Genomic DNA, 23,325 nt, shown 5'->3' on the forward strand with positions numbered 1-23,325 from the left:
GCCGCGGGCTTCGGCCAGCCGACTGTCCGTTATGCGCCTCGGCCGGAAAACCGGTCGCGACCGGTCGTAGGCTGGGCGGTATGACCGAGACGGGGGAAGTCGTTCGAGCGCGGGACGAGGGCGGCGGCGCGCGGGCGCCGGACGGCGGCGGCCCCTGGTGGTGGGAGCGCCGCCGGAGTTTCGTGTTCGATCTGGTCCTCGCCGTGCTCTCCGTCGCCGAGTGCGCGTTCGAGGGCGTGAAGTTCGGCAACGAGACCGGGGTGCCGGTGGCGCTCGGCGTCGTGATGGGCGTCTTCGTCGGCGCCGTCGTGCTGCTGCGGCGCCGCTACCCGATCGTCGCGGTGCTGGTGACCGTCGCGGTCACGCCCGCGCAGATGGGCCTCCTGCTCAGTGTCGTCGCGTTCTACACGCTGGCCGCGTCCGACGTACCGCGCCGGATCATCGGGCTGCTGGCCGGGATGCAGGTGGTCGGCGGCTTCGTGATCGCCTTCATCCGGATGCACCGGAGCATCGGCCAGGCACCGGACTTCGACCCGCCGATGTGGTTCATCCCGCTGATCTCGATGCTGATGTCCGTCGCGTTCACGGCGCCGCCCGTGCTGCTCGGCCTCTACGTCGGCGCGCGGCGCCGGCTGGTGGAGAGCCTGCGGGAGCGCGCGGACGGCCTGGAGCGGGAGCTGTCGCTGCTCGCGGACCGGGCGGAGGAGCGCGCCGAGTGGGCGCGCAACGAGGAACGCACGCGCATCGCGCGGGAGATGCACGACGTGGTCGCGCACCGGGTGAGCCTGATGGTCGTGCACGCGGCGGCGCTGCAGGCGGTGGCGCTGAAGGACCCGGAGAAGGCGTCGAAGAACGCGGCGCTGGTGGGCGACATGGGCCGCCGCGCCCTCACCGAACTCCGCACGATGCTGGGCGTGCTGCGCGCCGGCGACTCGGCGAACGAGCCTGCTTCCGCTTCCGCCTCCGCCTCCGCCTCCGCTTCCGCCTCCGCTTCGGCCGAGGCTTCCGCTTCGGCCCCGGCCCCGCTGGCCCGGTTCGCGGCGGCCGCCTCGGGCGCGGCGGACGCGGACGCGGACCGGGCGGGCGGCGCCGGAACGCCGTCCGGTGGCGGCAGCGCGGACGGCGACGGACAGCAGGGCCGTACGGGCGGCGGTACGGGCAGCGGGCCGACGCTCGGCGAACTGGACGCGCTCGTAGGGCAGTCGCGGGAAGCGGGCATGGCCGTCGAGCTGACCGTCGAGGGCACCCGCACCGGATACGCGGCCCGGGTCGAGCAGACCGCGTTCCGCGTCGTGCAGGAGGCGCTCACGAACGTGCACAAGCACGCGGCCGGCGCCCGTACCCGCGTGCGGCTGGCGCACCGCGAGGACGAGGTCGCGCTCCAGGTCGAGAACGAGCCGCCGGCGGAGGGCGTGGCCGACGCGGGCCTGCCCAGCGGCGGCAACGGGCTGGTGGGCATGCGCGAGCGGGTCACGACGCTGGGCGGCGTCTTCGTGTCGGGGCCGACGGACTCGGGCGGTTTCCGGGTGTCCGCCGTGATCCCCAAGGAGGGCGGCGGCCCGGCCTGAGCCCGCCCGTACGGTGCGTCCGCGCCGGGACGCGCACAGGGGCGCACACGCACCCGTACGGTGCCGCCGTCAGCGTTCGGTGGCCTTCGCCTGCGCCGGCACGGCCGGCACCGGCTCCTGCTCCTCTTCCTGCTCGTCCTCGTCCTCCCCGAGGCCCTTCCCGGTGAGCGTCGCGAGGCTGTTGCGGATGTGCGTCATCCGCGCGCGGAGCTCCTCGGCCCGTTCCGCATGCTCCCGCTGCACCCGTTCCGTCTCGCGCTCGGTGCGCTCCTCGCGGGCACGGGCCTTCGCGAGGATCGACGCGCTCTGCGTCTCCGCGTCCTCCTGCTGCCGCCGGGCCGCCTCCTCCGCCTCCGCCTGCGTGCGCTGCGCGTCCACGAGCACGCGGCGGGCGTGCTCGTCGATCTCGGCGACGCGGGCCTCGGCGGCGCTCGCCCGGTCGGCCAGCTCCTGGTCCAGCGCCTCGGACCGGCTCGCGTGGTCCCGCTGCTGGTCGGCGAGGAGCGCGGCGCACCTGCGGTCCATCTCGTCCAGCGCCTCCGCGGCGGCCGTCCGGAGCGCCTCCGCCTCGGACCGGGCCGCCTCCCGCAGCTCGTCGGCCTCCGCCCGCCGCGTGGACAGCTCGAGGGCGGCGGCGTCCTCCGCGGCCGCCCGTACGTCCTCCGCCGCGGTCTGCGCCGCCTGCCGCGCCGCGTCCGCGTCCGCCTCGGCCTCCTCGGTGCCGCGCCGCGCGTCGTCCTGGGCGGCGGCGCGCACGCCGTCCGCCTCCTCCTCGACGGTGGCCAGCAGCAACTGCGCGCGCGTGCCCAGCGACTCGTACGTCTGCTCGGGCAGCGTGGCGACGAGGCCGCGCAGCCGCTCCGCCTCGTCGGACAGCTCCTGCATCAGCACGGTCAGCTCGTCGGTCCGCGTCTGCGCGGCGTCCCGCTCCTCGTACAGGTCGGAGACGCGGCCGTCGACCTGTGCGGGACGGTAGCCACGGCGTACGACGACGAAACCGTGCGGCGACGACGTACTCATGAGAGCCCCTTCACTCAGCTTCGTTCAGCGACACGACAGGTGGCACTTCATCCTTGGCAGCGGGGGTGCGGTCAAAACGCGGCAGTCCGCCCGGTCCCGCGTTCCAGGATGCGTCATGTGTGCCGCGCGGCCGTAATCGCCACATCCCCTCGCAACTGATCAAAAACCCCGCGCGCGACCCGCCCGCGAGCGCGCCGTCGCGGCCCCGACCCTACCGCTCTGACCTGGTGTTCAGCACGCCGGGGCGGGGGCGTGCGGGGCGCGCGCACGCGTCAGTACACCGGTGCCAGAGGCCACCCGTGTGGGTGAATCCCGGGCCCCGGAATGACCCGTTCCGCAAGCTTTCCGTACGGCTAGAACAACCCGTCCCACATCTGCTCGAGCAGCACCGACCACCAGTTCTCCGGCGAGGACAGCGCGGCGCCGTCCAGCATCGCCAGCTGCGTCTGGAAGTCGACGGTCCAGCGCCCCGCCTGATCGGGCGTCAGCCCGAACCGCAGCCGCCACATCCGGCCGAGCAGCGCGAGGCACCGTACGAACTCCGGCAGCCCGGTGTTGACGAACTGCGGCGCCGCCGGCTGCCCGCCCGGGCCCGCCTCCAGCGGTACGGCGACGATGTGCGCCGTGCCGTACTGCACGCAGATCTGCCGCCCGAAGTCGTTCCCCATCACCAGATACGAGCCGGCGTCCGAGGCGGGCTGGACGCCGCGCTCCTGGGCGAGTTCGGCCATGGTGGGCACCGGGCGGCCGTGCTGCGCCTGGCCCCAGAAGAACGGTCCGAAGTCGACCGGGACGCCCGCCCAGACCAGTACCTGCCCGACGATGTCCGGCACGCCCTGCCGGGACACGGCGCGCTGGTCGAAGCGGAAGACGCCCTGCGGCCCGAACGACTGCAGCAGCTCCTGCCCGATCGCGTCCGGCGGGATCGGCGGCGCGGGCTGGAGCTGGTGCGGCGGCGGCAGCGGCACCCGGTTCGGGGCGTGCCGCGGCGGCGCGTCGGCCACCTGGTGCAACTCGCCCTGGTGCTCGACGAGATGCCGCATGCCCTGCTGCCGGGACGCGTGGTCGCGGCCGTACGCGGCGGTGTGGCTCACCCGTACCTGCGGCCACGTCTCGCGGATCATGCGCGCGCAGTAACCGCCCGGCAGATCGCAGGACTCCAGCTCGGTGTGGAGCTCGAGCACCTGCTGCGGCGGGATGTTCATGCCGCGCAGCTCGTGCAGGATCTGCCACTCCGGGTGCGGGGTGCCGGGCGCCGAACGGCGGATGAGCTGCTGCTCCGAGCCGTCGGGGGCGCGGTAGCGGAGGACCGCCATGTAGCCCGGGCCGACGGCCGGCTGGCCGCCGGGGGGCGGATAGCCGTACGAGGGGGGCGGGCCGCCGGGCGCTCCGGGCGCCGGCGCTCCGGGCGGGGGCGCTCCGGGTGCGCCTGGCGCGGCGCCCGGGGGCATGCCGGGTGCGCCGGGCGGCGGCGCGGGCGGAGGCGGTGCGCTGCCGGGGCCGCCCTGCGAGGGGCCGGCGAGCATCGTCGCGGCGTGGTGGACGCCGCCGCCGTCCGAGCCACCGGGTGTGCCGGGGGCGCCCGGTGCGGCCGGGGCGCCGGGTGCCGAGGGCGGCGGCGGGGTGCTGCCGGGTGTGCCGGGGCCGCCCTGTGAGGGGCCGGCGAGCATCGTCGCGGCGTGGTGCACGCCGCCGCCGTCCGAACCGCCGCTTCCGCTGCCGCCGCCCGAGTCGCCGCCGGAACCGCCCTGTGAGGCCAGTTCGTCGGCCGGGACCATCTGCGTCGGCACGTACCCGCCGGCGGGCGTGCCCGGGGCGCCCGGGCCCTGGCCCGTACCGGGGCGTGCGCCCGGCGTGCCGGGGGCGCCCGGAGGCGGGGGCACGGTCGGGCCGCTGCCGCGGGACGGCCGGGACGGGCGCTGGGGCATGGAACCGCGCTGGGCGCGGCTGGTGTCGGCGTCGGCGATGTCATTGGCGCCGGGTGTGCCGGGGGCGCCCGGTGCGGCCGGGGCGCCGGGTGCCGAGGGCGGCGGCGGAGTGCTGCCGGGTGTGCCGGGGCCGCCCTGCGAGGGGTCGGCAAGCATGGTCGCGGCGTGGTGGACGCCGCCTCCGCCGGAGCCGCCCGGCGGCTGCGCGGGCGGCTGGCCCGGGGGCTGCCCCGGTGCCTGCGGTGCCTGCGGTGCCTGCGGTGCCTGCGGCGCCTGGGGCGCCTGGGGCGCCTGGGGTGCCTGCGGCTGTACGCCCGGCGGCGGTGTCTGCGGCTGGCCCGGCGCGGCCGGCGCCCCCGGCGCCTGGGGCTGCGCGGCCGGTGCCGCGGGCTGTCCGGCGGCCGGCTCGTTTATCGCCGGGGACACGGCCGTCTTCGGCAGCGCGCTGCCCTCCGGCAGCAGCGCGGTCTTCGCCTCCGAACTCGGCGGCGGAGGCGTGTCGTCGTCATCACTGCCGCTTATCGGCGGCGCGAACACGGTGACGGGCGGCTGCTGCGCCGCCCCCGCGTCCGTACTGCTCGTGTCGGTCGCGTCCCACGGGTTCGCGCCCGGTGCCGCGGCGGCGGGCGCCGGTGCGGGCGAAGGGGAGGAGGAAGGCGGCGAGGGAGCGGAGGGCGAGGACGACGGTGCCGCGTGCCGGCCCGGCCTGTTGTCCGGTACGCCCATCTGGTCCGCCGCCTGCTGCAGCCACTCCGGCGGCGTCAGCAGGAACGAGGTCGCCTCCAGGTCCAGCCGCTGCTGCGGCGCCGCGGGGCGCGGCTGCTCGCCGGCGTCGGCGCCGTACTCCTGCTCGTAGCGCCGGATCACCTCGTCCACCGGCAGGCCCGGCCACAGCGTCGTGTCGCCGCTGTCGCGGGCGATGACCAGCCGGCTGCGGGCGCCGTCCGACACCGGGCCGTTGTCGCGGTCCTCGGACCAGGCGACGTAGCCCAGCCCGAACTCCTGCACGCGCACTTCGCGTTGCTGGTACACGGGGACGTCCGCGTTGATCCAGCGCTCCGCGCGCTCCTGTGCCTGTGCGAAGGTCACCATCGCGCCCTCACCCCTCCACCGGGACGGCGCGTGCGAAGCCGCCGTCCACCATCAGGTTCGCCACGGTCTCGAGCTCGGGGGGATTGCCCGCGAGCCGCAGCAGGAAGTCGTCGAAGTCGGCGCCGCAGGGCAGCAGCAGGGCGTCCAGCCGTTCCTGTACGGGCATGCCGTCCCGGTCGCGCGCGTCGTCGTACGCGCAGAACCAGACCGTGCCGATCCGGTCGCCCCGCACCTTTACGGCGATGATCCCGCCCTGGACGAACGCGACGCTCAGATAGTCCTTGGACAGATGATCCCGGAGGCACTTGTTGATGTAGACGAGGTCGTCCACCGCCGGCTCGCCGCGGACCGTGAAGAACGGCTGGTCCACCAGCAGCCCCAGCTCGGCGTCGAGCGCGACGCCGCGCGGCGCGCTGCCGCCCGCCGCCTTCAGGAACGAGCGGTACGCCGCCGGCAGCCGGTACCCCAGCTTCTCCTCGATCTCGACCACCTGCGCCTCGCTGACCGCCACCTCCCGGGGCAGGGTGAAATGCGCCGGTCTGGTCTCCTGCAGCGGCCGGGTGCCGCGCTTGCCGTGGTCCACCGAGGCCGTCGCCAGCCCGCCGTGGTGCCGCAGCAGCGCCTTGATCTCGACGGGGACCAGCTCCATCCGCCGCGAGTGCGCGACGTGGTGCCAGGTCCAGCCGTGCGGCGTGGCCACGGACGGCAGTCCGGACCACAACTCATGGCCAGAGGCGTGCAGCGCGGCGTTCGCGGACACAAAGTCCGTAAGCCGCAGCTCGTCGACGCCGAAGCCCTCGGGGGGCTCCGCGATCTCGGCGGCAGCACACGCGTACGGCGAGAACACCGGGAAACCGTGTTCGTCCACCCGCACCCCTCGGGGGTGCCGAGCGGCCCGGACCGGGTCCGGGAAGTTCACGGCCTGCCCGGCGTAGGCCGTGTTCGGTGGCGCGGCGTGCTGCCCGAGCCGACCTGTCGTCATGGCGTTAGCCCCCTGCTGCATCTGGCTGTCACGGACAGACTATGCGCTAGGGCAACGGGCAGTCATCGCCGCAGGTGATCACCGGCGCGGGCCGCGCCACCGTACGGATCCGGGTCGCGAGCCGTTACGAGCCGCCCGCCGCCGTCAGCTTCTCGTGCTGCTTGACGACGACGGGCTTGCCTATCGGCACCGGGTCGCCGGAGACGCCGATCGACATGAACGTGGCGGTGTTGTTCCCCGCCCGCACGATCGTGAAGACCGTCGGGGAGTCCTTCCCTTTCGCATCCTTCATCGTGAACTGCACCGAGTCGTCACCGACCCCGATCTGCTTCCCCGGCTCGATCTCCAGCTGGGCCTCCTCGCCCGTGCCCGCCTTCCCCTGGAACTGGCGGCAGCCGTCGAGTGCTCGCTCCAGCTCGCCGAGCCACTTGGCGGCGTCGCCCTTCTCGTACGCGGCGAGCAGCACCTGCTGGATCACGCTGCCGGTGTTGAAGTCGCCCTTCATCAGGACTCCGGCGGTGTACGCGGTACGGGCGTACTTCGGCTTCGAGTCGACGGCGTCGGTGATCGCCTCGCACTCCGATTTGTCCGACTCCATGGTGTTCTGTGCCGGTAGGGCGTCCTTGGTGTTCCGCTGCGCCTTGTAGCCCTTGACGTCGCCGGTCTTGAGGAGGGCCTTCTCCAGCTGCGCCTTGGTCAGCGGCGGGGTGCCCGCGCCGCCGTTCCCGCCGCCGTCCGTGCCGCCCGTACTGCCCGAGCCGCCGTTGTCGTCCCCGCCGCCGCTGCCACCGTCCTCCTTGCCGCCGCTTTCTACGCCGTCGGAGCCGCCGGAGCCGCCGGAGGACTTGCCCTTGCCGCCGCCGCTGCCGCCGTCGTCGCCACCGCCGTCACTGCACGCGGCGGATGTGAGGGCCAGAGCGGTGACGGCCGCCGCGGCCGTCACCGCACGGCGCAAGGTCGTGCTGTGCATCTCGGAACTCCTGCCATGAGGGTTGGTCGTACCGCTGATGCTGGTGGGGCGGAACGGAACCCGCCAGCCCCTTGACGCGTCCCCCTGCATACTTGGCTCGGATCTCCACACATGGAGATCTCGGGGAGGAAGCACGACCATGCACATCGCACAACACCGTTCGACCGGGATGAACGGCCAGGCCGGAGCGGGAGATCCGCGGCTCGGCCTGCTGTGGTTCCCGGCGGAGCACCCCGTGGCGGAACGGTCCGCAGCGGATCGTCCCGTTGCGGACCATCCGGCCACGGAACGTCCGGCCGCGGGCCGTCCGGCGGGACGGGCCGAGCCGGGCGTTCCCGTACTGAACGTTCCCGTGCCGGATCGTCCGGTGGCGGACGTTTCCGCGGCGGACGGTCTCGTACCGAACGTTCCCGCCGGGGCCGTTCCCCCGCCGGACGCTCCCGCATCCGCCGCCGGCGGTGTCCCCGGCGGCGCCCCCGCCGCGCCCGTCCTGCGGCACCGCCGCGACGGTATCCTCCCCGCGGTGGCCGCCGTCCTCTCCGTACGCGGCGCCAAGCTCACCTGCACCGGCAGCAAGGGCGACCAGCCGGCCGAACTCCACCCGCTCGTACGGGACTTCCTGGACACCCTCGGCACCGGCCTGCGCGAGCGCCACGACGGCCGCTGCCCCGAAGCCGTCCTCCTCTCCCGATTCCTCACCTCCACCGAGGAGTCGCGCAAAAGCCGGCGCGCCGCGCGCAAGCCCCTGAGCCACAGCGAGGCGAAGCGCGCGCTCAAGCACGCCAAGCTGACCGCCCGCCGTATCCGCGAGGACGGCGACCCGCTGCACGGCAGTTACGCGCCGCCCTGCCGCTCCTGCGCGACCCTGCTCGACCACTTCGGCGTACGAGCCGTCGCCCCGGGCCCGGAGGAGGTCCGTTGACCCTCCCGTACGAGCGCGCGTCCGCCACCCGCTTCCCAGTCTCCGTGGACGCCGCGCTGCGCACCGCGGGCTGGTGGCCCGGCCGTTGGGACATGCGGCAGGCGGAGGAGTGGGCGGACGCCCTGCGCGCGTACGCCTCGCCCGGCGGCCACGTGCACGCCGTCTTCCCCGCCGCCGTCGAGGTCTGGGCGGAGTTCGGCGGCCTGGACATCGCACCCGCCGGCCCAGGCCAGGAGCTGGCGCCGACGGCGCTGCGCGTCGATCCGCTGCGGGGCCTGCACGCCGCCCGCACCCTGTCCGACCTCGGCCGCGCCCTGGACACGGAGATCGCCCCGCTGGGCGCGGAGGCCGACGACACGGCGCTGCTCGCCATCGACACGGAGGGCCGGGTCTACGGCCTCGACCACACCGGCGACTGGTACCTCGGCCCCGGCATCGACGCCGCCCTCGGCACCCTGGTGGGCGGCCTGCGCCCGGCCCGGCTCACGGTCCCGTAGCGCCGCAACTCCCGTACGCCGCCCCGCCCGTACGCGGCCGCCCCCTACGACGGGCGCGGCCTGCCCACGTACCGAGTCCGCACCCGTACGAGCCCGGGCCCCGCACCCGTACGCACGCGTAACCCCGACGCGCCCCCTCGCGGGGTCCTCCGCCCCCTAAGGGTCGTCACCCAGGTTTCCCAGGCGCCGGTTCGTCCGCGCGCACGACGAGCGGGCCGTCCCCGGCTCCATAGCCTCGGCGTATACGGATCACCGGACGCTGGAGGTGGGGTAAACCCCCGCTCCGATACGGCGATGAGCCCCATCGCGGTCAGCTTTCCCCTCCAGCAAGCTCATTGCATACGGGAGACGCCTCTCGTGGACATCTGTGAGGAGTAAGGACTGTGACAACGGCTGTAGCGCATCCCAGGACCGGGGGCAGTGGAGGTCGTACGGCCGTGGCCGCCGCGGGGCGGCAGGTCGTGAAGGCGTACGGCTCGGGGGAGACCCGCGTCGTCGCGCTCGACCGGGTGGACGTCGACATCGCCGCCGGCGCCTTCACCGCGATCATGGGGCCGTCCGGTTCCGGCAAGTCGACGCTGATGCACTGCCTGGCGGGGCTCGACTCGGTGTCCAGCGGGCAGATCTGGGTCGGCGACCAGGAGATCACCTCGCTCAAGGACAAGAAGCTGACCCGGCTGCGAAGAGACCGGATCGGCTTCATCTTCCAGGCGTTCAACCTGCTGCCCACGCTCAACGCCGTCGAGAACATCACGCTGCCGATGGACATCGCCGGCCGCAAGGTCGACCGGGAGTGGCTGGGCCGGGTCGTCGAGACCGTCGGGCTCGGGGAGCGGCTCAAGCACCGCCCGACCGAGCTGTCCGGCGGCCAGCAGCAGCGGGTCGCCGTCGCCCGTGCCCTCGCCGCACGGCCGGAGATCATCTTCGGTGACGAGCCGACCGGGAACCTGGACTCGCGGGCCGGCGCCGAGGTGCTGAGCTTCCTGCGCCGCTCGGTCGACGAGCTGGGCCAGACAATGGTGATGGTGACGCACGACCCGGTGGCCGCCTCGTACGCGGACCGGGTGCTGTATCTGGCGGACGGCCGGATCGTGGACGAGATGTTCCGCCCGTCGGCCGAGGCCGTGCTGGACCGGATGAAGCACTTCGACACCTTCGGGAGGGTGTCGTGACCGTCCTCAAGACCTCCCTGCGCAACTTCGCGGCGCACAAGGGCCGCATGGTCCTCAGCGCTATAGCCGTGCTGCTGTCGGTGGCGTTCGTCTGCGGCACGCTGGTGTTCACGGACACCATGAACTCGACGTTCGACAAGCTGTTCTCGGCGACCTCCGCGGATGTCACGGTGTCCCCGAAGGGCGCGAAGGACGAGCAGGAGCAGCCGAAGAGCGGCAAGCCCGCCTCGCTGCCCGCCGGCACGCTCGACAAGGTGAAGCAGGCGGAGGGCGTGAAGGCCGCCGAGGGCGTCGTGTCCAGCATGAGCGTGACCGTCGTCGACAAGGACGACAAGAACATGGGCTCCTCGACGGGCGCCCCGACCATAGCCGGCAACTGGACCAGCAACGACCGCCGGTCCATGCAGATCACCTCCGGGCACGCGCCGCGCGGGCCGACCGAGATCATGGTCGACGCCGACACCGCCGACAAGCACGGCCTGAAGCTGGGCGACGAGCTGCGCACCATAGCGGCGACCGGCGACCGTACGGCGAAGATCTCCGGGATAGCCACGTTCGAGGTCACCAACCCCGGTGCCGCGATCGTGTACTTCGACACCGGCACCGCCCAGAAGTTCCTGCTGGGCGACTCCGGGAAGTTCACGAACGTCGCCGTGACCGCCGAAGGCGGCGTGCCGGACAAGGAGTTGAAGCGGAACGTCTCGGGCGCGCTCGGCGCCGGCAACTTCACGTACGAGACGCAGCAGGAGGCGGCCGACGCGAACCAGCAGGAGGTCGGCTCGTTCCTGGACGTCATGAAGTACGCCATGCTCGGCTTCGCCGGGATCGCGTTCCTCGTCGGCATCTTCCTGATCGTGAACACCTTCTCGATGCTGGTCGCGCAGCGCACCCGGGAGATCGGCCTGATGCGGGCGCTGGGGTCCAGCCGCAAGCAGGTGAACCGCTCGGTGCTGTTCGAGGCGCTGCTGCTCGGCGTCCTCGGCTCGGTGCTGGGAGTCGGCGCGGGCGTCGGGCTCGCCGTCGGGCTGATGGAGCTGATGGGCTCCATGGGGATGAACCTGAGCACGTCCGAGCTGACGGTGAAGCCCTTCACGCCCGTACTCGGTCTGGTGCTCGGCATCGTCGTCACCGTCCTCGCCGCGTACCTGCCGGCACGCCGCGCCGGCAAGGTGTCGCCGATGGCGGCGCTGCGGGACGCGGGCACGCCGGCCGACGGCCGCGCGGGCGCCGTACGGGCCGTGCTGGGCCTGCTGCTCACCGGCGGCGGGCTGGCGGCGCTGTACGCGGCGTCGCAGGCCGACAAGGCGGCGTCCGGTTCGATGATGCTGGGCCTGGGCGTGCTGCTCAGCCTGCTCGGGTTCGTCGTGATCGGCCCGCTGCTGGCGGGCGTCGTGGTGCGGGTGCTGAGCGTGGTCGTGCTGAGGATGTTCGGCTCCGTGGGCCGCCTCGCCGAGCGCAACGCGCTGCGGAACCCGCGCCGTACGGGCGCCACGGGCGCGGCGCTGATGATCGGGCTGGCGCTGGTGGCCTGCCTGTCGGTGGTCGGCTCCTCGATGGTCGCCTCGGCCACGGAGGAGCTCGACAAGTCGGTCGGCGCGGACTACATCATCCAGTCCGACACCGGCCAGCCGATCACCCCGGCCGCCGCGGAGAAGATGCGCAAGACGCCGAGTCTGGAGCACGTCAGCGACTACAAGCTGGTCGACGCCGAACTGCGCACCGCCGACGGCCGGAAGACCGACGCGAAGGACGTCACGGCGGCCTCTCCCACGTACGCCGAGGACCTGCGGGTGGAGACCGTGGCCGGCACGCTCTCCGACGCGTACGGCGCGAACGCCATGTCCGTCAACGAGGACTTCGCCAAGAAGTACAAGCTCGGGCTCGGCGACAAGCTGACCGTCGACTTCAAGGACGGCCGCACGGGGCAGATAGCGGTCCGCGCCATCACCACGAGCGACACGTCCCTGGAGAGCGGCGCGCTCTTCATGAGCCTGGCCACGGCGGAGCGCTACGTGCCGAAGGACAGGATGCCGCTGAACCAGATGATGTTCGGCAAGGCGAAGGAGGGCCAGGAGGAGGCGGCGTACGCGGCGCTGAAGGCCGAGCTGAAGCCGTACCCGCAGTACAAGGTGCGGGACCAGGCGGACTTCAAGCAGAACCTCCAGGACCAGGTCGGGCAGATGCTCAACATGGTCTACGGACTGCTGGCCCTCGCGATCATCGTGGCCATCCTCGGCGTCGTGAACACGCTGGCCCTGTCCGTTGTCGAACGCACCCGGGAGATAGGTCTCATGCGGGCGATCGGCCTGTCGCGGCGGCAGCTGCGCCGGATGATCCGGCTGGAGTCGGTGGTCATCGCGCTGTTCGGCGCGCTCCTCGGCCTCGGCCTGGGCATGGGCTGGGGCGCCACGGCGCAGAAGCTGCTGGCGCTGGAGGGCCTGAAGGTGCTGGAGATCCCGTGGCCGACGATCATCATGGTGTTCTTCGGCTCCGCGGTCGTCGGCCTGGTGGCGGCGCTGGTCCCGGCGTTCCGAGCGGGCCGGATGAACGTCCTGAACGCCATCGCCACGGAGTGACCGGGCGGTGTGAGAGACGCGATCGCCACGTGTGACAGAGGGGAACGTGGCGGTTGGCGGCCGGGTGACCGGCAGTCCCTACGACCCCGGTGCGCTGGCGGCGCGCCGGGGTCGTAGCTCGCGTTCGGCGTCATCGGCGTCATCGGCGTCATCGGCGTCATGCGCGTCAGCGGCGTCATCGGCGTGCTGCCGGTCCTGCGGGTGCCGTGCATCCGCCGTCGGCTGTTCCACCCCGCAGCGGGGCGGCGGGCTCGGCTCGCCCATCTCCGCGCGCCAGCTGGAGTCCACCCGGGCCAGCGCGTCCCACAGCTGCGACAGCGGATGGTCCGGCCCGTGCCGCACCCGTTCGCCGCGCCGGGCGAAGACGCCGACCAGTACGCGGGAGCGCCGCGCGCTGTCGTCGACCAGCTCCGCCGTACGCAGCCCCGATGCCTCCGGCAGCCAGCCCTCCGCGACGGCCTCGCCGATGCCCTCGGTGACCAGCATGCAGCCGCGTACGGCGCCCGAGCGCAGCAGGTCGAAGCCGTAGTGCACGGCGTCTATCTCGGCGGCGACGTTGAGCGTGCGGCGGTACTCGTCGCCGAACCACCCCTTCAGAAAGCCGGAGATGAGCCCGCGCGACGACACCACCAGCGGCACCTTGGGGAGTTCGGTGACCCCGAGGCGGCTGCCGGGCAGCTGCGGCCCGTCCAGATTGGTCACCAGGGACAGCCCGCTGCGCCGCCACTCCAGCACCTCGAAGTCGGCGAGCCGGTCGTCCTCGTCGTCCTCCGTGGTGAGCACGCTGCCGCAGGCCAGGTCGAGTTCGCCGGAGCGCAGCCGGTCCAGCAGGTCGCCGGTGCGCACGTGGGACATCTTCAGCTCGACACCGTCCTGTTCGAAACCGTCGTTGACCAGCTCGACGGCGTTCAGCAGGTAGCCGAGGGTGTAGCGGGTGGAGCCGATGGACAGGGTGCGGGCCAGCCGGTGGTGGTTGGCGTGCATGCCGTCCAGCCAGTCGTTGAGTGTGCTGCGGGCCAGCTCGACGAGCGCCTCGCCGGTGCCGGTGAAGCGTACGTTCCGGCCGCGGCCGCGCTTGAGGACGAGCGGCTCGCCGTAGAGGGATCCGAGGTTGCGGTTGAGGGTGTCCAACTGCTTCTGGACGCTGGACTGTTCGCGTCCGAGCAGGCGCGCGGCGCTGAGCGCGGTGCCCGTGTCGTACACGGCCAGCAGGGTGCGCAGCTGGTCCATGGTGGTGTCCAGCAGGGCGGTGGGGTACGCCACCGGGTCTGGTGCCGACATTCCGAATCTGTTTGCTCTCCGCTTGACAGGTTTCCGTGGGCATTCCCCGGACATCATTATGAAATCTCGGCCTCGCAGCATAGCGCCGCGGAAACTGTCCTTCCGGACAGCCGAAATTATCTAGGGGTTTCTTCCGGAAAAGACTGGATGCCCGGAAGACGCGCATGGAATGGTCGAACGCATTCGCCGGTTCGCCGCGCAGGCCCGTACGGGTCGGCCGCTCCGGCATGTCCGGGCGCCGCGCGCCCCGGCACATTCCATCCGCGAGGAGAACGTACGTGACCTACCCGCAGGCTGCCCCCGGGCAGTACGGCAGCCCTTACCCGCTCACCCCGGACCAGCCCGTGGTCACGCCCCGACGCCCCGGCGCGCTCACCGTGTTGCTGCTGACCGGCGCGCTCTCGGCACTGGCCGGACTGATCGGCGCGGTGATCGTCCTCGTCGGCGGCAAGAGCCTCGCCGAGACTAACGTGGAGGACGTCATCAACGAGCACCCCGACGTCCTCGGACTCCCCGCCGGAATGAACGCGGGGAATATCGAAGGCGGTGGGGGCATGTTCTGGGACGAGCTGGTCAGTGACCGCGCGGACACCCTTGCGGCACGCGCGATGATCGTCGTCTTCTTCGCCGTACTGCTGCTGGTATTCACGCTGCTGGCGCGCAAGGGCGCCGTCTGGGCGCGCGTACTGATCACGCTGACCAGTCTCGTCGCGCTGTTTCCGCATGTGCTGATCGTCGGCGACTACGAGCCGGCGTCGGTCACGGCCCTCAGCTACGTGGCGCTCCTCTGCGGCCTGGCCGCCCTGGTGTGCTGCTGGCTCCCCGGCACCCACCGGTACGGGCGGGCGCTCAAGAACGCGCGCTGACCCGGCGCGTACGGGGGAGCACGGGGGGCACGGGGGGCAGGGCCGGGACGGGAGGCGGCGGGTCCTGGGCGGAACCGGCGGGGGGGGCGGGGGGGCCGGCGGTGAGCGGGAACTGGGCGGGCCCGCCGCCCGTCAGAGGAGCGCGTCGGGCCGGGCACGGCCCGATTCGGCCACGATGGCGTCGGTGGTCTGCGGGTCGCGTACGGGGAGGAACCGCACCGCGGCCGCCGCCGCACCGCCGTCCTGCCCGTTCGCGCTCTCCCTCTCCGGGTCGGGGAATAGGGGAGCGGTGCGCGTCGTTCGGGCGGGTAGTTGAAGCATCAACAACTTGGAGCAGGTGAGCACAGTGCAGTTCGGGATCTTCACCGTCGGCGACGTCACCACCGACCCCACCACCGGCCGCGCGCCGTCGGAGCACGAGCGGATCAAGGCGATGGTGGCGATCGCGCTGAAGGCCGAGGAGGTCGGCCTCGACGTGTTCGCGACCGGTGAGCACCACAACCCGCCCTTCGTGCCGTCCTCGCCGACGACCATGCTCGGCCACATCGCCGCGCGCACCGAGCGGCTGCTGCTGTCCACCTCCACGACGCTGATCACGACCAACGACCCGGTCAAGATCGCCGAGGACTTCGCGATGCTCCAGCACCTGGCCGACGGCCGGGCCGACCTGATGATGGGCCGCGGCAACACCGGCCCCGTCTACCCCTGGTTCGGCCAGGACATCCGCCAGGGCATCCCGCTGGCCATAGAGAACTACGCGCTGCTGCACCGGCTGTGGCGCGAGGAGTCGGTGGACTGGGAGGGCCGCTTCCGTACGCCGCTGCAAGGGTTCACGTCCACGCCGCGGCCGCTGGACGGCGTGCCGCCGTTCGTCTGGCACGGCTCGATCCGCAGCCCGGAGATCGCCGAGCAGGCCGCGTACTACGGCGACGGCTTCTTCGCGAACAACATCTTCTGGCCGCGCGACCACTTCATCCGGCTCATCCGGCTCTACCGCGACCGGTACGCGCACTACGGCCACGGCGACCCGGAGCAGGCCGTCGTCGGGCTCGGCGGGCAGGTGTTCATGCGGCGCAACTCGCAGGACGCCGTACGGGAGTTCCGCCCGTACTTCGACAATGCGCCCGTGTACGGGCACGGGCCGTCGCTGGAGGAGTTCACCGAGCAGACGCCCCTCACCGTCGGCAGCCCGCAGGAGGTCATCGACAAGACCCTGACCTTCCGCGAGTCCTTCGGCGACTACCAGCGGCAGCTGTTCCTCATGGACCACGCCGGACTGCCGCTGAAGACCGTGCTCGAGCAGCTCGACATGCTCGGCGAGGAGGTCGTGCCGGTGCTGCGCCGCGAGTTCGCCGCCGGCCGCCCCGCGAACGTGCCCGACGGCCCCGTGCACGCCGCGGCCGCGGGCGGAACGGCGGCCGCCGCATGAGCGCCGTACCCGCCCCGGCACCCGCCCCCGACGCAGGACTTGGAGAAACCGCCATGCAACAGCCGCTGAAGATCGTCGTGGTGACGGCCGGACTCAGCGAGCCGTCGTCCACGCGCCTGCTCGCCGACCGGCTCGCGGAGGCGACCGCCCGGCACGTGGCCACCGAGGTGCGGACCGTCGAACTCCGCGGCCTGGCCACGGCCATCGCGCACAACTTGGTCACCGGGTTCCCCGGCGCGGAGCTGCGCGAGGCACTGGACGCCGTGGCGGAGGCGGACGCCCTCATCGCGGTGACGCCCGTGTTCACCGGGTCCTACAGCGGGCTGTTCAAGTCGTTCTTCGACGTCCTCGACAACACGGCGCTCATCGGCAAGCCCGTGCTCATCGGGGCGACGGGCGGCACCGCGCGCCACTCGCTGGTCCTGGACCACGCCCTGCGCCCGCTGTTCGCGTACCTGCGCGCGCTGACCGTGCCGACGGCCGTGTACGCGGCCTCCGAGGACTGGGGCTCCGGCGGCGACGCCCGTACGGGCGGGCTCGCCGAGCGCATCGAGCGCGCGGGCGAGGAGCTGGCCGGGCTGGTGCGGCGTACGGGGACGGCGGAACGTACGGAGGCGGCGGGCCGTACGGCGGGCCCGGGCCGTACGGACGCCGAGGTGCCCGGGCTGGAGGACGAGCTCGTGCCGTTCGAGGAGCAGCTGGCCGCGCTGCGGGTGTGAGCCCCGCACGCACGGGCTCCGCGCACCCGCCGCGGAGCCCGTGATTCCGGGGGTGGGGGACGGGCCGGTCACCCGAACGGATGGCCCAGGGCGAGGTGTGGCGTTCGGGGGAACATGCTGGACGCAGCAACCGCCTACCTGCAGCCGGGAACCGTTACCAGAGCCAGAGGTGACACGATGCCGAGGTTTTCCATGGCTCAGACTCTGTCGACCGCAGTCCCGCAGGTGTTCGAGTACCTCGCCGATCCGCGCAACATGCCCGAGTGGAACTCGGGCGTGGCCGAGGTGGAGGACCGCCGGGTCCCCGCGCGGCTCGGCGCGCGCTACCGCTACCGCTTCCCCGGCCGGCACCGCTTCCACCATCTGGAGTGCTGCGCGTACCGCTCGCCGTCGCTGCTCGCGTTCCGCGGCGAACGGATGTGGACACCGCTGGGCACGCAGACCGTCGCGTACACCTTCCGGGTACGGGCGGCGGCGCGCGGCAGCACGGTCGAGGCGACGGTCGACGTACGGGTGCAGGGCGGCATGCTCCTGCTCCTCCCCGTCATCACGCTCGGCTGGCGCCGCGACCTCCCCGTCGACCTGAAGCGGCTCCGGGACACGCTGGACCCGGCCGCGGCGGACCAGCCCGCGGCGGCGTGGCGCGGCTACGTCGAACCGGGCACGCCGCGGCCGCTCCGCGCCGAGCAGCCTGCCGCCCGCACCGAGGTGCACCGCGTGCCCGCACGGCTGGAGCCGGGGGGCCGCGTCGGGCCGGAGGCGGCCTGAGCGGCTGACGGGTTGACGGGCTGACCGGCTCCGCGCCGGGCTGAGGCGGCTCCGCGCCGGGTTTGTCCGGCCCCCGGGCCCGCGTCCGTATCCCGCCGGAGCGCCGTGCCGCCCGCCCGCACAATGGTGAGCGGAGGGTGTGCCGCGATGCGCGCGGCGCACGTACGACGCCGGAGGGCCGTCCGATGAACGCGCTGATCCCGCGCCCGCGCACGCGGCCCGCGCCGGGTGCCGTGCACGTGCCGGGCTGGCTGTCCGCCGAGGAGCAGCGGCACCTGGTCCGCGCGTGCCGCGAGTGGGCGGGCGGGCCGGTGCCCATCCGGCACACGCGGCTGCCGCGCGGCGGCGTCATGTCCGTACGGACGGTGTGCCTGGGCTGGCACTGGCAGCCGTACCGCTATACGCGCACCGCCGACGACGTGAACGGCGGCCGCGTCGCGGAGTTCCCCGGCTGGCTGGGTGACCTGGGGCGGCGGGCGCTCGCCGACGAGTACGAGGACCCGCGGGCGGGCGAGACGTACGCGCCGGACACCGCGTTGGTCAACTTCTACGACGGCCAGGCCCGTATGGGCATGCACCAGGACAAGGACGAGCGGACCGGCGACCCGGTGGTGTCGCTGAGCATCGGCGACACCTGCGTCTTCCGCTTCGGCAACACCGAGACCCGCGGCAGGCCGTACACGGACGTCGAGCTGGCCTCCGGCGACCTCTTCGTCTTCGGCGGCCCGTCCCGCTTCGCCTACCACGGGGTGCCGAAGGTGCTGCCCGGCACCGGAGACCCGGCGACGGGGCTGGCGAGCGGGCGGCTGAACATCACGCTCCGCGTCACCGGCCTGACCTGACGCGGTCGCGCCGCCGACCGAGGCATATCGCGCCGCCGCCGGGTGTTCACCGAATACGACCGGACATCACCCCGCCGGCCACGAGCCGGCGGCACAACACCAAAGGGAGAGGGATACCAGCCATGCAGTGGAACGACCTTGTGCAGCAGGTCCGCACGCTGGGGCAGTACACCACCGACGCCGAGGCGGAGCGCGTCCTGCGCACCGTCCTCTCACTCTTCGGCGGCCACGTCACCGGTGACGAGCGCAGCGAGCTGGCGCGGCGGCTTCCGCACGAGGCCGCCGCCCTGCTGACCGCGCAGGTCCCCGCCACCCGGCCGCTGACGGCGCGCGCGTTCGTCGACGTCACCGCGGAACGCCTCGAAGGCGCCACCCCGGCGACCGCGCGCTGGGACGTCAGCACCGTCCTCTCCACCGTCGCCGTCCTTGCGGGCGACGAGCTCGCCGACCGTGTCCTTGCCGCCCTCCCGCGCGGCTACGCGCTCCTCTTCGGCCGCGCCGAACTCGCCCCCGCCGCCTGACGGCGCCACCCGTACGCATCTGCCCGTACGCGCCCCGCGCCGCCGCGTCGCAGCGTCGGCCGGGGCGCGTACGGCGGGCGGGCCGTCAGACCGGGCGGTCGTACCGCAGGCGTTCGAACAGGCGGCGTGACTTCTCCTCGTCCCAGCGCACCGCGCTGCCCTTCGGGGTGGGGATGCCGACCCCCGACACCGGCACGTTGATGCGCTTGCCCTTGCCGCCGCTGACGTCCTGGACCGCGCGGACCATGGAGACGAGGTCGCGCAGGCCCATGCCGCGGTCGACGACGAGGGTGTCGAGGCCCGCGCTCAGCGCGGGGTAGAGCGTCGCCGGGTTGAGCACGGTGTCCGCGGTGGCGGCCTGGTGGGCCAGGGCCGACAGGAACTTCTGCTGGTTGAGGGTCCGCCCGAGGTCGCCGTCGGCCTCCTGGTGGCGCTGGCGTACGAAGGCGAGGGACTGGGTGCCGTCGAGCGTCTGGCAGCCCTTCTTCAGGTCGGCGCCCGACTTCTCGTCCCGGATGTCCCGGTCCAGGCACATCCGTACGCCGCCGATGGAGTCGACGATGTTCACGAACCCGGCGAAGCCGATCTCCGCGTAGTGGTCGAGGCGCAGGCCGGTGTTGTACTCGACGGTGCGGGCGAGGAGTTCGGGCCCGCCGTCCGCGAAGGCCGCGTTCAGCTTGTTCTTCGCGGGGCCCCAGCGCTTGCCGGTGGACGGGCGCACGTACGAGGGGATCGTCACCCAGGAGTCGCGGGGCAGGCTGACCATCGTGGTCCCGGAGGCACCCGTGTGCAGCAGGATCATCGAGTCCGTACGGCGCCCGGACGCGCCGCCGGTGTGCAGGTCCTTCTGCTGGCCCGGGGTCAGCCCCTCGCGGCTGTCGGAGCCCACGATCAGATAGTTCGTGCCCTCGCCGGGCGGCGGGCGGTGGCCGTACGCGCCCAGGTCGACGTCGCGGTTCAGCCGCGTCTCGGCCCACGCGTACGTGCTGAGCGGCGTCGCGAGCAGCACGGCGAGCAGGACGAGCAGCAGCCGGCGCACGGGCCGGCGGCGTTTGCGCCGGCGCGAGCGGGGGCGTCTGGGCGGTGGCCGCAGCGGCGTGGAGCGCTCCTCCGCGCCGCGCCACGGCGGCCCGTACGGGTCCGGCCGTCCGCCCGCTCCCGGCACGGACCGCACGGGACCCGCGCGCTCCGCGCCGTGGGTACGCAGGTGTTCCCCCTGCCCGGTGGGCGGGGTGCCGTCGACGACCCACTGGTCAGACGGGTCCTTCACGGTCGACTCCCCTCTTGCGTCCGGTCACTTGGACAGCGCCCCCGCCGTCCGTCTGGTCTGGTCCCCCCCGTTGAGGTGCTGGTCGCTGGTGCCGGCACGGAGCATGCGGTGCCACTTCAGCCGGGTGCCGAGCAGGGCGGTGATCACGGACTGGATGACCACCAGGTAGAGCAGCTGCCGGTAGACGAACAGCTGGAGCGGCAGCGTCCACAGCTCCCGCAGCCGCTCCCCGTCGAGGCGCAGCGCGTACCCGGCGGTGATCAGCTGCACGGCGAGGAAGCCCAGCCACACGAGCAGCGCCTGGGTGGGGTCGCGGAAGAACACGCCGTACAGCGCGAAGACGTCCACGACCGGCGCGATCAGCGGCAACAGGATCTGGAACAGCGCCAGATACGTCAGCCCGCGCCGCCCGAAGCGGCCCGCCGGGCCCATCTCCGCCACGGCCCTGCGGTGCTTCCACATCGACTGCAGGGTGCCGTAGCACCAGCGGTAGCGCTGGCGCCACAACTGGCGGAGGGTGCTGGGCACTTCGGTCCAGGCGACGGCCGACTCCTCGTAGACGACCCGCCAGCCGGCCCGCCACAGCGCCATCGTGAGGTCGGTGTCCTCCGCGAGGGTGTCCTCGCTGACGCCGCCGATGCCCATGAGGGCGTCGCGCCGGAACGCCCCGATGGCGCCGGGCACCGTCGGCATGCACTCCAGGACCTCGAACATGCGCCGGTCCAGGTTGAAGCCGATCACGTACTCGAGGTGCTGCCAGCGCCCCAGCAGATGGCGCCGGTTGCCGACCTTGGTGTTGCCGCTGACCGCGCCGACGGCGGGGTGGGCGAGCGGCTGCACCAGGCGGTAGAGGGCGTCGGGCTCGAAGACGGTGTCTGCGTCGACCATCACCACGATGCTGTGCCGGGCGTGCGCGAGGCCGGTGTTGAGCGCCCTGGGCTTGCCGCCGTTGGGCTGCCGTACGAGCGTCACGCGGCGATCGCCGAGCTCCTCGACGAGTTCGGCCGTACGGTCCGTGGAGCCGTCGTCGACCACGACGATCTGGAGCCGTGGGTACCGGGAGGCGAGCAGGGAGCGCACGGTGGCGACGATGCCCGCCTCCTCGTTGTGTGCGGGCACGAGCACCGTCACCGGCTCCATGACCTCACGCAGCCGCGGCGTGCCCGCACGGTGGCGGTCGACGCGGCGCACGTGCGCGCGGGCGTACAGGGCCAGCAGCACCAGACGCAGCACACCGAGCGCGCCGGCGATCCCGAGCACCCAGGCCATCGCGCGGGTGAAGGCGTGCCCGAGCGTCTGCGCCCACAGCAGGCCCTCGCCCTTGAGCCGTTCGGCCAGCGGCGCCGACGTGGCGAGCGTCGGCCGGCCGAGCCCCGCGGTGACGGTCGTGAACTTGTCGACGCGGGGGTTGTTCAGCAGCGCCCGCGCCTCCCGGTAGCCGAGGTCGGTGTGGCTGTACTGCCGTATCACTCCCTCCGACGGTCTTCGGGACTTGTGGTCGGAGGCCACCAGCAGATAGCCCTGCGCGGCCGCGCGCTTGGCGGCCCGCCACTCGGCGCCGCACAGCGTGTCGGCCGTGGTGGTGTGCGGCAGCCGCAGCAGGCGGGTGTTGACGCCCGCGGCGCCCGCCAGGGCGGTCTGCGTGAGCGACAGCTCCAGCCGGGACCGTACGGTGGACGAGGTGCCCAGGTCACCGCCGGTGTAGGTGTACGAGCCGATCTCGTGCCCCTCGGCCCTGATCCTGCGGACGATCTCAGGATGGCGCGCGGCCCGCGCCCCGTAGAGCATGAACGTCGCCTGCGCGTCGTGCTCGCGCAGCAGGTCGAGCAGGCGCGGCGTCCACGTCGGGTCGGGCCCGCCGTTGAACGTGAGCGCGGCCGTACGCGGCGGCATGCCCGCGGTCTCGACGCGGTCGCCGGTGATACGCAGCACCGGCCGCCCGTCGTCAGCCGCCCGCGGGATGGGCTCGGTGCACGGGCGTTTGGAGCGTGCGGCATCCACCTCGTGGGTGGTCCAGCCCTCGAAGAGCAGCGCCGTCGTGACGACGGGCAGTACGAGGAACAGCAGGACCCAGTGTCCGCGAGGTGGTGGCCGCAGTGCGTGCCGGGGGCTCACCGCTCGCCTTGCGGCGGGGCGGTCCGGTCCGTGGGGCGGTGCTCCGGCGGGCCCGTGGGGGCGTGCCCGCCGTCGGGGGTGTGTGCGCCGTCAGGGTCCTCCGTGCGCTGGGGGCGCTCCGTTCCGTTGCGGTTGCGTGCGCGGTCCGAGTCGTTGTCGTCGAGCCGGGAGTCGTGGCGTGCGTTGCTGGTCGGCAGCGGTTCGCTGATCTTCGGCGGTGCCTTGCCCGCGGGCTGCTGCAGTGCATGGAAGACAAGGGTGAGGAAGACCAGATATCCGGCACATGCGCAGCCGAGAACGGCCGCGAAGGACCGGAGGAGCCGTCGGCGCCGGCCCGAACGCTCGATGAAGACAGGGCGGTTGCGGCGACCGAGCCGCCTGCCCGGGCTCACGCCGCGCACGGTGCAGGGGCGGTGTCCCTTCTGCCGGAGGGGAGACTTCGCGGGCGGGCCCGGCGGGTGGTGCTGTGATCGCGTATGGAGGTGTGGGGGGTGGTCGCGCTGAACACGGGTGCTCCTGTGGGGGGAGGCTGTGGGGGGTTGTGTCGCTCTGTAGTTCTTGAGTGACGGGAGTACCGCACGGCGACGATACGGCGCAACTGTGACGTCATGTGATCGTTCTTGGTTCCTTCGCGTTACCTTCGGCTTGAACTCGACCCTCGCCCCTCGACCCGCCGCGTGACGTTGACGCCGGGCGTCTGTCGGGCACGGCGGGGGAGACGCTGCCCGGACACTGAGGACAGTGCCTGGGAAAGCGTTTTCTCCTGACTCCACGTTCTGTTCCCGTG

The 23,325-nt window shown here is 73.0% G+C and carries 20 protein-coding genes; 11 read left to right on the top strand and 9 right to left on the bottom strand.

The annotated features are described in order from the left end of the window. Positions 1–80 precede the first annotated feature (80 nt). The gene (locus DVA86_RS31260; protein WP_208883357.1) at positions 81–1,568 is read left to right on the top strand and encodes a sensor histidine kinase; all 1,488 of its coding nucleotides are present in this window, start codon (positions 81–83) and stop codon (positions 1,566–1,568) included. Positions 1,569–1,637: 69 nt separating this feature from the next. Here DVA86_RS31260 and DVA86_RS31265 read toward each other — a convergent pair whose 3' ends face one another. From DVA86_RS31265 to DVA86_RS31280, 4 genes are all read right to left on the bottom strand, one after another. Then, on the bottom strand, positions 1,638–2,588 hold the full coding sequence (locus DVA86_RS31265) for a coiled-coil domain-containing protein (protein WP_208883358.1): 951 nt from the start codon (positions 2,586–2,588) through the stop codon (positions 1,638–1,640). Between the two features lie 353 nt (positions 2,589–2,941). Beyond that, on the bottom strand, positions 2,942–5,608 hold the full coding sequence (locus DVA86_RS31270) for an SUKH-4 family immunity protein (protein ID WP_208883359.1): 2,667 nt from the start codon (positions 5,606–5,608) through the stop codon (positions 2,942–2,944). Between the two features lie 7 nt (positions 5,609–5,615). Then, positions 5,616–6,590 (bottom strand): SMI1/KNR4 family protein, encoded by a 975-nt coding sequence (locus tag DVA86_RS31275; RefSeq protein WP_208883361.1) that lies wholly within the window; start codon positions 6,588–6,590, stop codon positions 5,616–5,618. A gap of 124 nt (positions 6,591–6,714) precedes the next feature. After that, positions 6,715–7,560: a hypothetical protein gene (locus DVA86_RS31280; RefSeq protein WP_208883363.1), complete on the bottom strand. Its 846-nt coding sequence runs from the start codon at positions 7,558–7,560 to the stop codon at positions 6,715–6,717. Positions 7,561–7,927: 367 nt separating this feature from the next. On the opposite strand from DVA86_RS31280, the gene DVA86_RS35690 reads away from it, so the two are divergent. The 4 genes from DVA86_RS35690 (at position 7,928) to DVA86_RS31300 (ending at position 12,727) form a co-directional block, all read left to right on the top strand. Next, complete coding sequence (locus DVA86_RS35690) at positions 7,928–8,482, top strand: YwqJ-related putative deaminase (RefSeq protein ID WP_425471009.1); 555 nt, start codon at positions 7,928–7,930, stop codon at positions 8,480–8,482. Beyond that, positions 8,479–8,979, top strand: a complete 501-nt coding sequence (locus tag DVA86_RS31290; protein ID WP_208883365.1) for an SUKH-3 domain-containing protein — start codon at positions 8,479–8,481, stop codon at positions 8,977–8,979. Before DVA86_RS35690 ends, DVA86_RS31290 begins: the two co-directional genes overlap by 4 nt. Positions 8,980–9,362: 383 nt before the next feature. Beyond that, entirely contained in the window at positions 9,363–10,151 is a 789-nt protein-coding gene (locus DVA86_RS31295) for an ABC transporter ATP-binding protein (protein WP_208883367.1), read from the top strand. Further along, on the top strand, positions 10,148–12,727 hold the full coding sequence (locus DVA86_RS31300) for an ABC transporter permease (protein ID WP_208883369.1): 2,580 nt from the start codon (positions 10,148–10,150) through the stop codon (positions 12,725–12,727). Before DVA86_RS31295 ends, DVA86_RS31300 begins: the two co-directional genes overlap by 4 nt. A 78-nt stretch (positions 12,728–12,805) precedes the next feature. On the opposite strand, the gene DVA86_RS31305 is transcribed toward DVA86_RS31300, so the two are convergent. Continuing rightward, positions 12,806–14,008 (bottom strand): LysR family transcriptional regulator, encoded by a 1,203-nt coding sequence (locus tag DVA86_RS31305; RefSeq protein ID WP_245997399.1) that lies wholly within the window; start codon positions 14,006–14,008, stop codon positions 12,806–12,808. Positions 14,009–14,286: 278 nt separating this feature from the next. Between DVA86_RS31305 and DVA86_RS31310 the strand changes: the two genes are divergently transcribed. Continuing rightward, positions 14,287–14,874 (top strand): hypothetical protein, encoded by a 588-nt coding sequence (locus DVA86_RS31310; RefSeq protein ID WP_245997400.1) that lies wholly within the window; start codon positions 14,287–14,289, stop codon positions 14,872–14,874. 132 nt (positions 14,875–15,006) lie between these two features. Here the strand turns inward: DVA86_RS31310 and DVA86_RS31315 are convergent, their stop codons facing one another. Further along, positions 15,007–15,195, bottom strand: a complete 189-nt coding sequence (locus tag DVA86_RS31315) for a hypothetical protein (protein ID WP_208883370.1) — start codon at positions 15,193–15,195, stop codon at positions 15,007–15,009. A 25-nt stretch (positions 15,196–15,220) separates the two neighbouring features. Here DVA86_RS31315 and DVA86_RS31320 point away from each other — a divergent pair, with 25 nt between their 5' ends. The 5 genes from DVA86_RS31320 to DVA86_RS31340 all read left to right on the top strand — a co-directional run bounded on the left by DVA86_RS31320 (position 15,221) and on the right by DVA86_RS31340 (position 19,153). Continuing rightward, positions 15,221–16,303: an LLM class flavin-dependent oxidoreductase gene (locus DVA86_RS31320; RefSeq protein WP_208885404.1), complete on the top strand. Its 1,083-nt coding sequence runs from the start codon at positions 15,221–15,223 to the stop codon at positions 16,301–16,303. 53 nt (positions 16,304–16,356) lie between these two features. Then, the gene (locus DVA86_RS31325) at positions 16,357–17,022 is read left to right on the top strand and encodes an FMN reductase (RefSeq protein WP_208883372.1); all 666 of its coding nucleotides are present in this window, start codon (positions 16,357–16,359) and stop codon (positions 17,020–17,022) included. 177 nt (positions 17,023–17,199) lie between these two features. Beyond that, positions 17,200–17,790, top strand: a complete 591-nt coding sequence (locus DVA86_RS31330; RefSeq protein WP_342776388.1) for an SRPBCC family protein — start codon at positions 17,200–17,202, stop codon at positions 17,788–17,790. Positions 17,791–17,975: 185 nt separating this feature from the next. Then, on the top strand, positions 17,976–18,632 hold the full coding sequence (locus DVA86_RS31335) for an alpha-ketoglutarate-dependent dioxygenase AlkB family protein (protein WP_208883375.1): 657 nt from the start codon (positions 17,976–17,978) through the stop codon (positions 18,630–18,632). A gap of 122 nt (positions 18,633–18,754) precedes the next feature. Beyond that, positions 18,755–19,153 carry a DUF2267 domain-containing protein gene (locus DVA86_RS31340; RefSeq protein WP_208883377.1) on the top strand — a complete coding sequence of 133 codons (399 nt, stop codon included), beginning with the start codon at positions 18,755–18,757 and terminating at the stop codon, positions 19,151–19,153. A gap of 85 nt (positions 19,154–19,238) precedes the next feature. Here DVA86_RS31340 and DVA86_RS31345 read toward each other — a convergent pair whose 3' ends face one another. From DVA86_RS31345 to DVA86_RS31355, 3 genes are read right to left on the bottom strand one after another with little or no spacing between them, the layout of a single operon-like run. Beyond that, a complete protein-coding gene (locus DVA86_RS31345; protein WP_208883378.1) occupies positions 19,239–20,423 on the bottom strand; it encodes an LCP family protein in 1,185 nt (394 codons plus the stop codon). A 24-nt stretch (positions 20,424–20,447) separates the two neighbouring features. Continuing rightward, positions 20,448–22,538, bottom strand: coding sequence for a bifunctional polysaccharide deacetylase/glycosyltransferase family 2 protein (locus DVA86_RS31350; protein ID WP_208883380.1), 2,091 nt, complete (start codon positions 22,536–22,538; stop codon positions 20,448–20,450). Continuing rightward, complete coding sequence (locus DVA86_RS31355; protein ID WP_208883382.1) at positions 22,535–22,930, bottom strand: hypothetical protein; 396 nt, start codon at positions 22,928–22,930, stop codon at positions 22,535–22,537. Before DVA86_RS31355 ends, DVA86_RS31350 begins: the two co-directional genes overlap by 4 nt. Positions 22,931–23,325 lie beyond the last annotated feature (395 nt).

It is taken from the genome of Streptomyces armeniacus (assembly GCF_003355155.1).
Taxonomy (GTDB): Bacteria; Actinomycetota; Actinomycetes; order Streptomycetales; family Streptomycetaceae; genus Streptomyces; species Streptomyces armeniacus.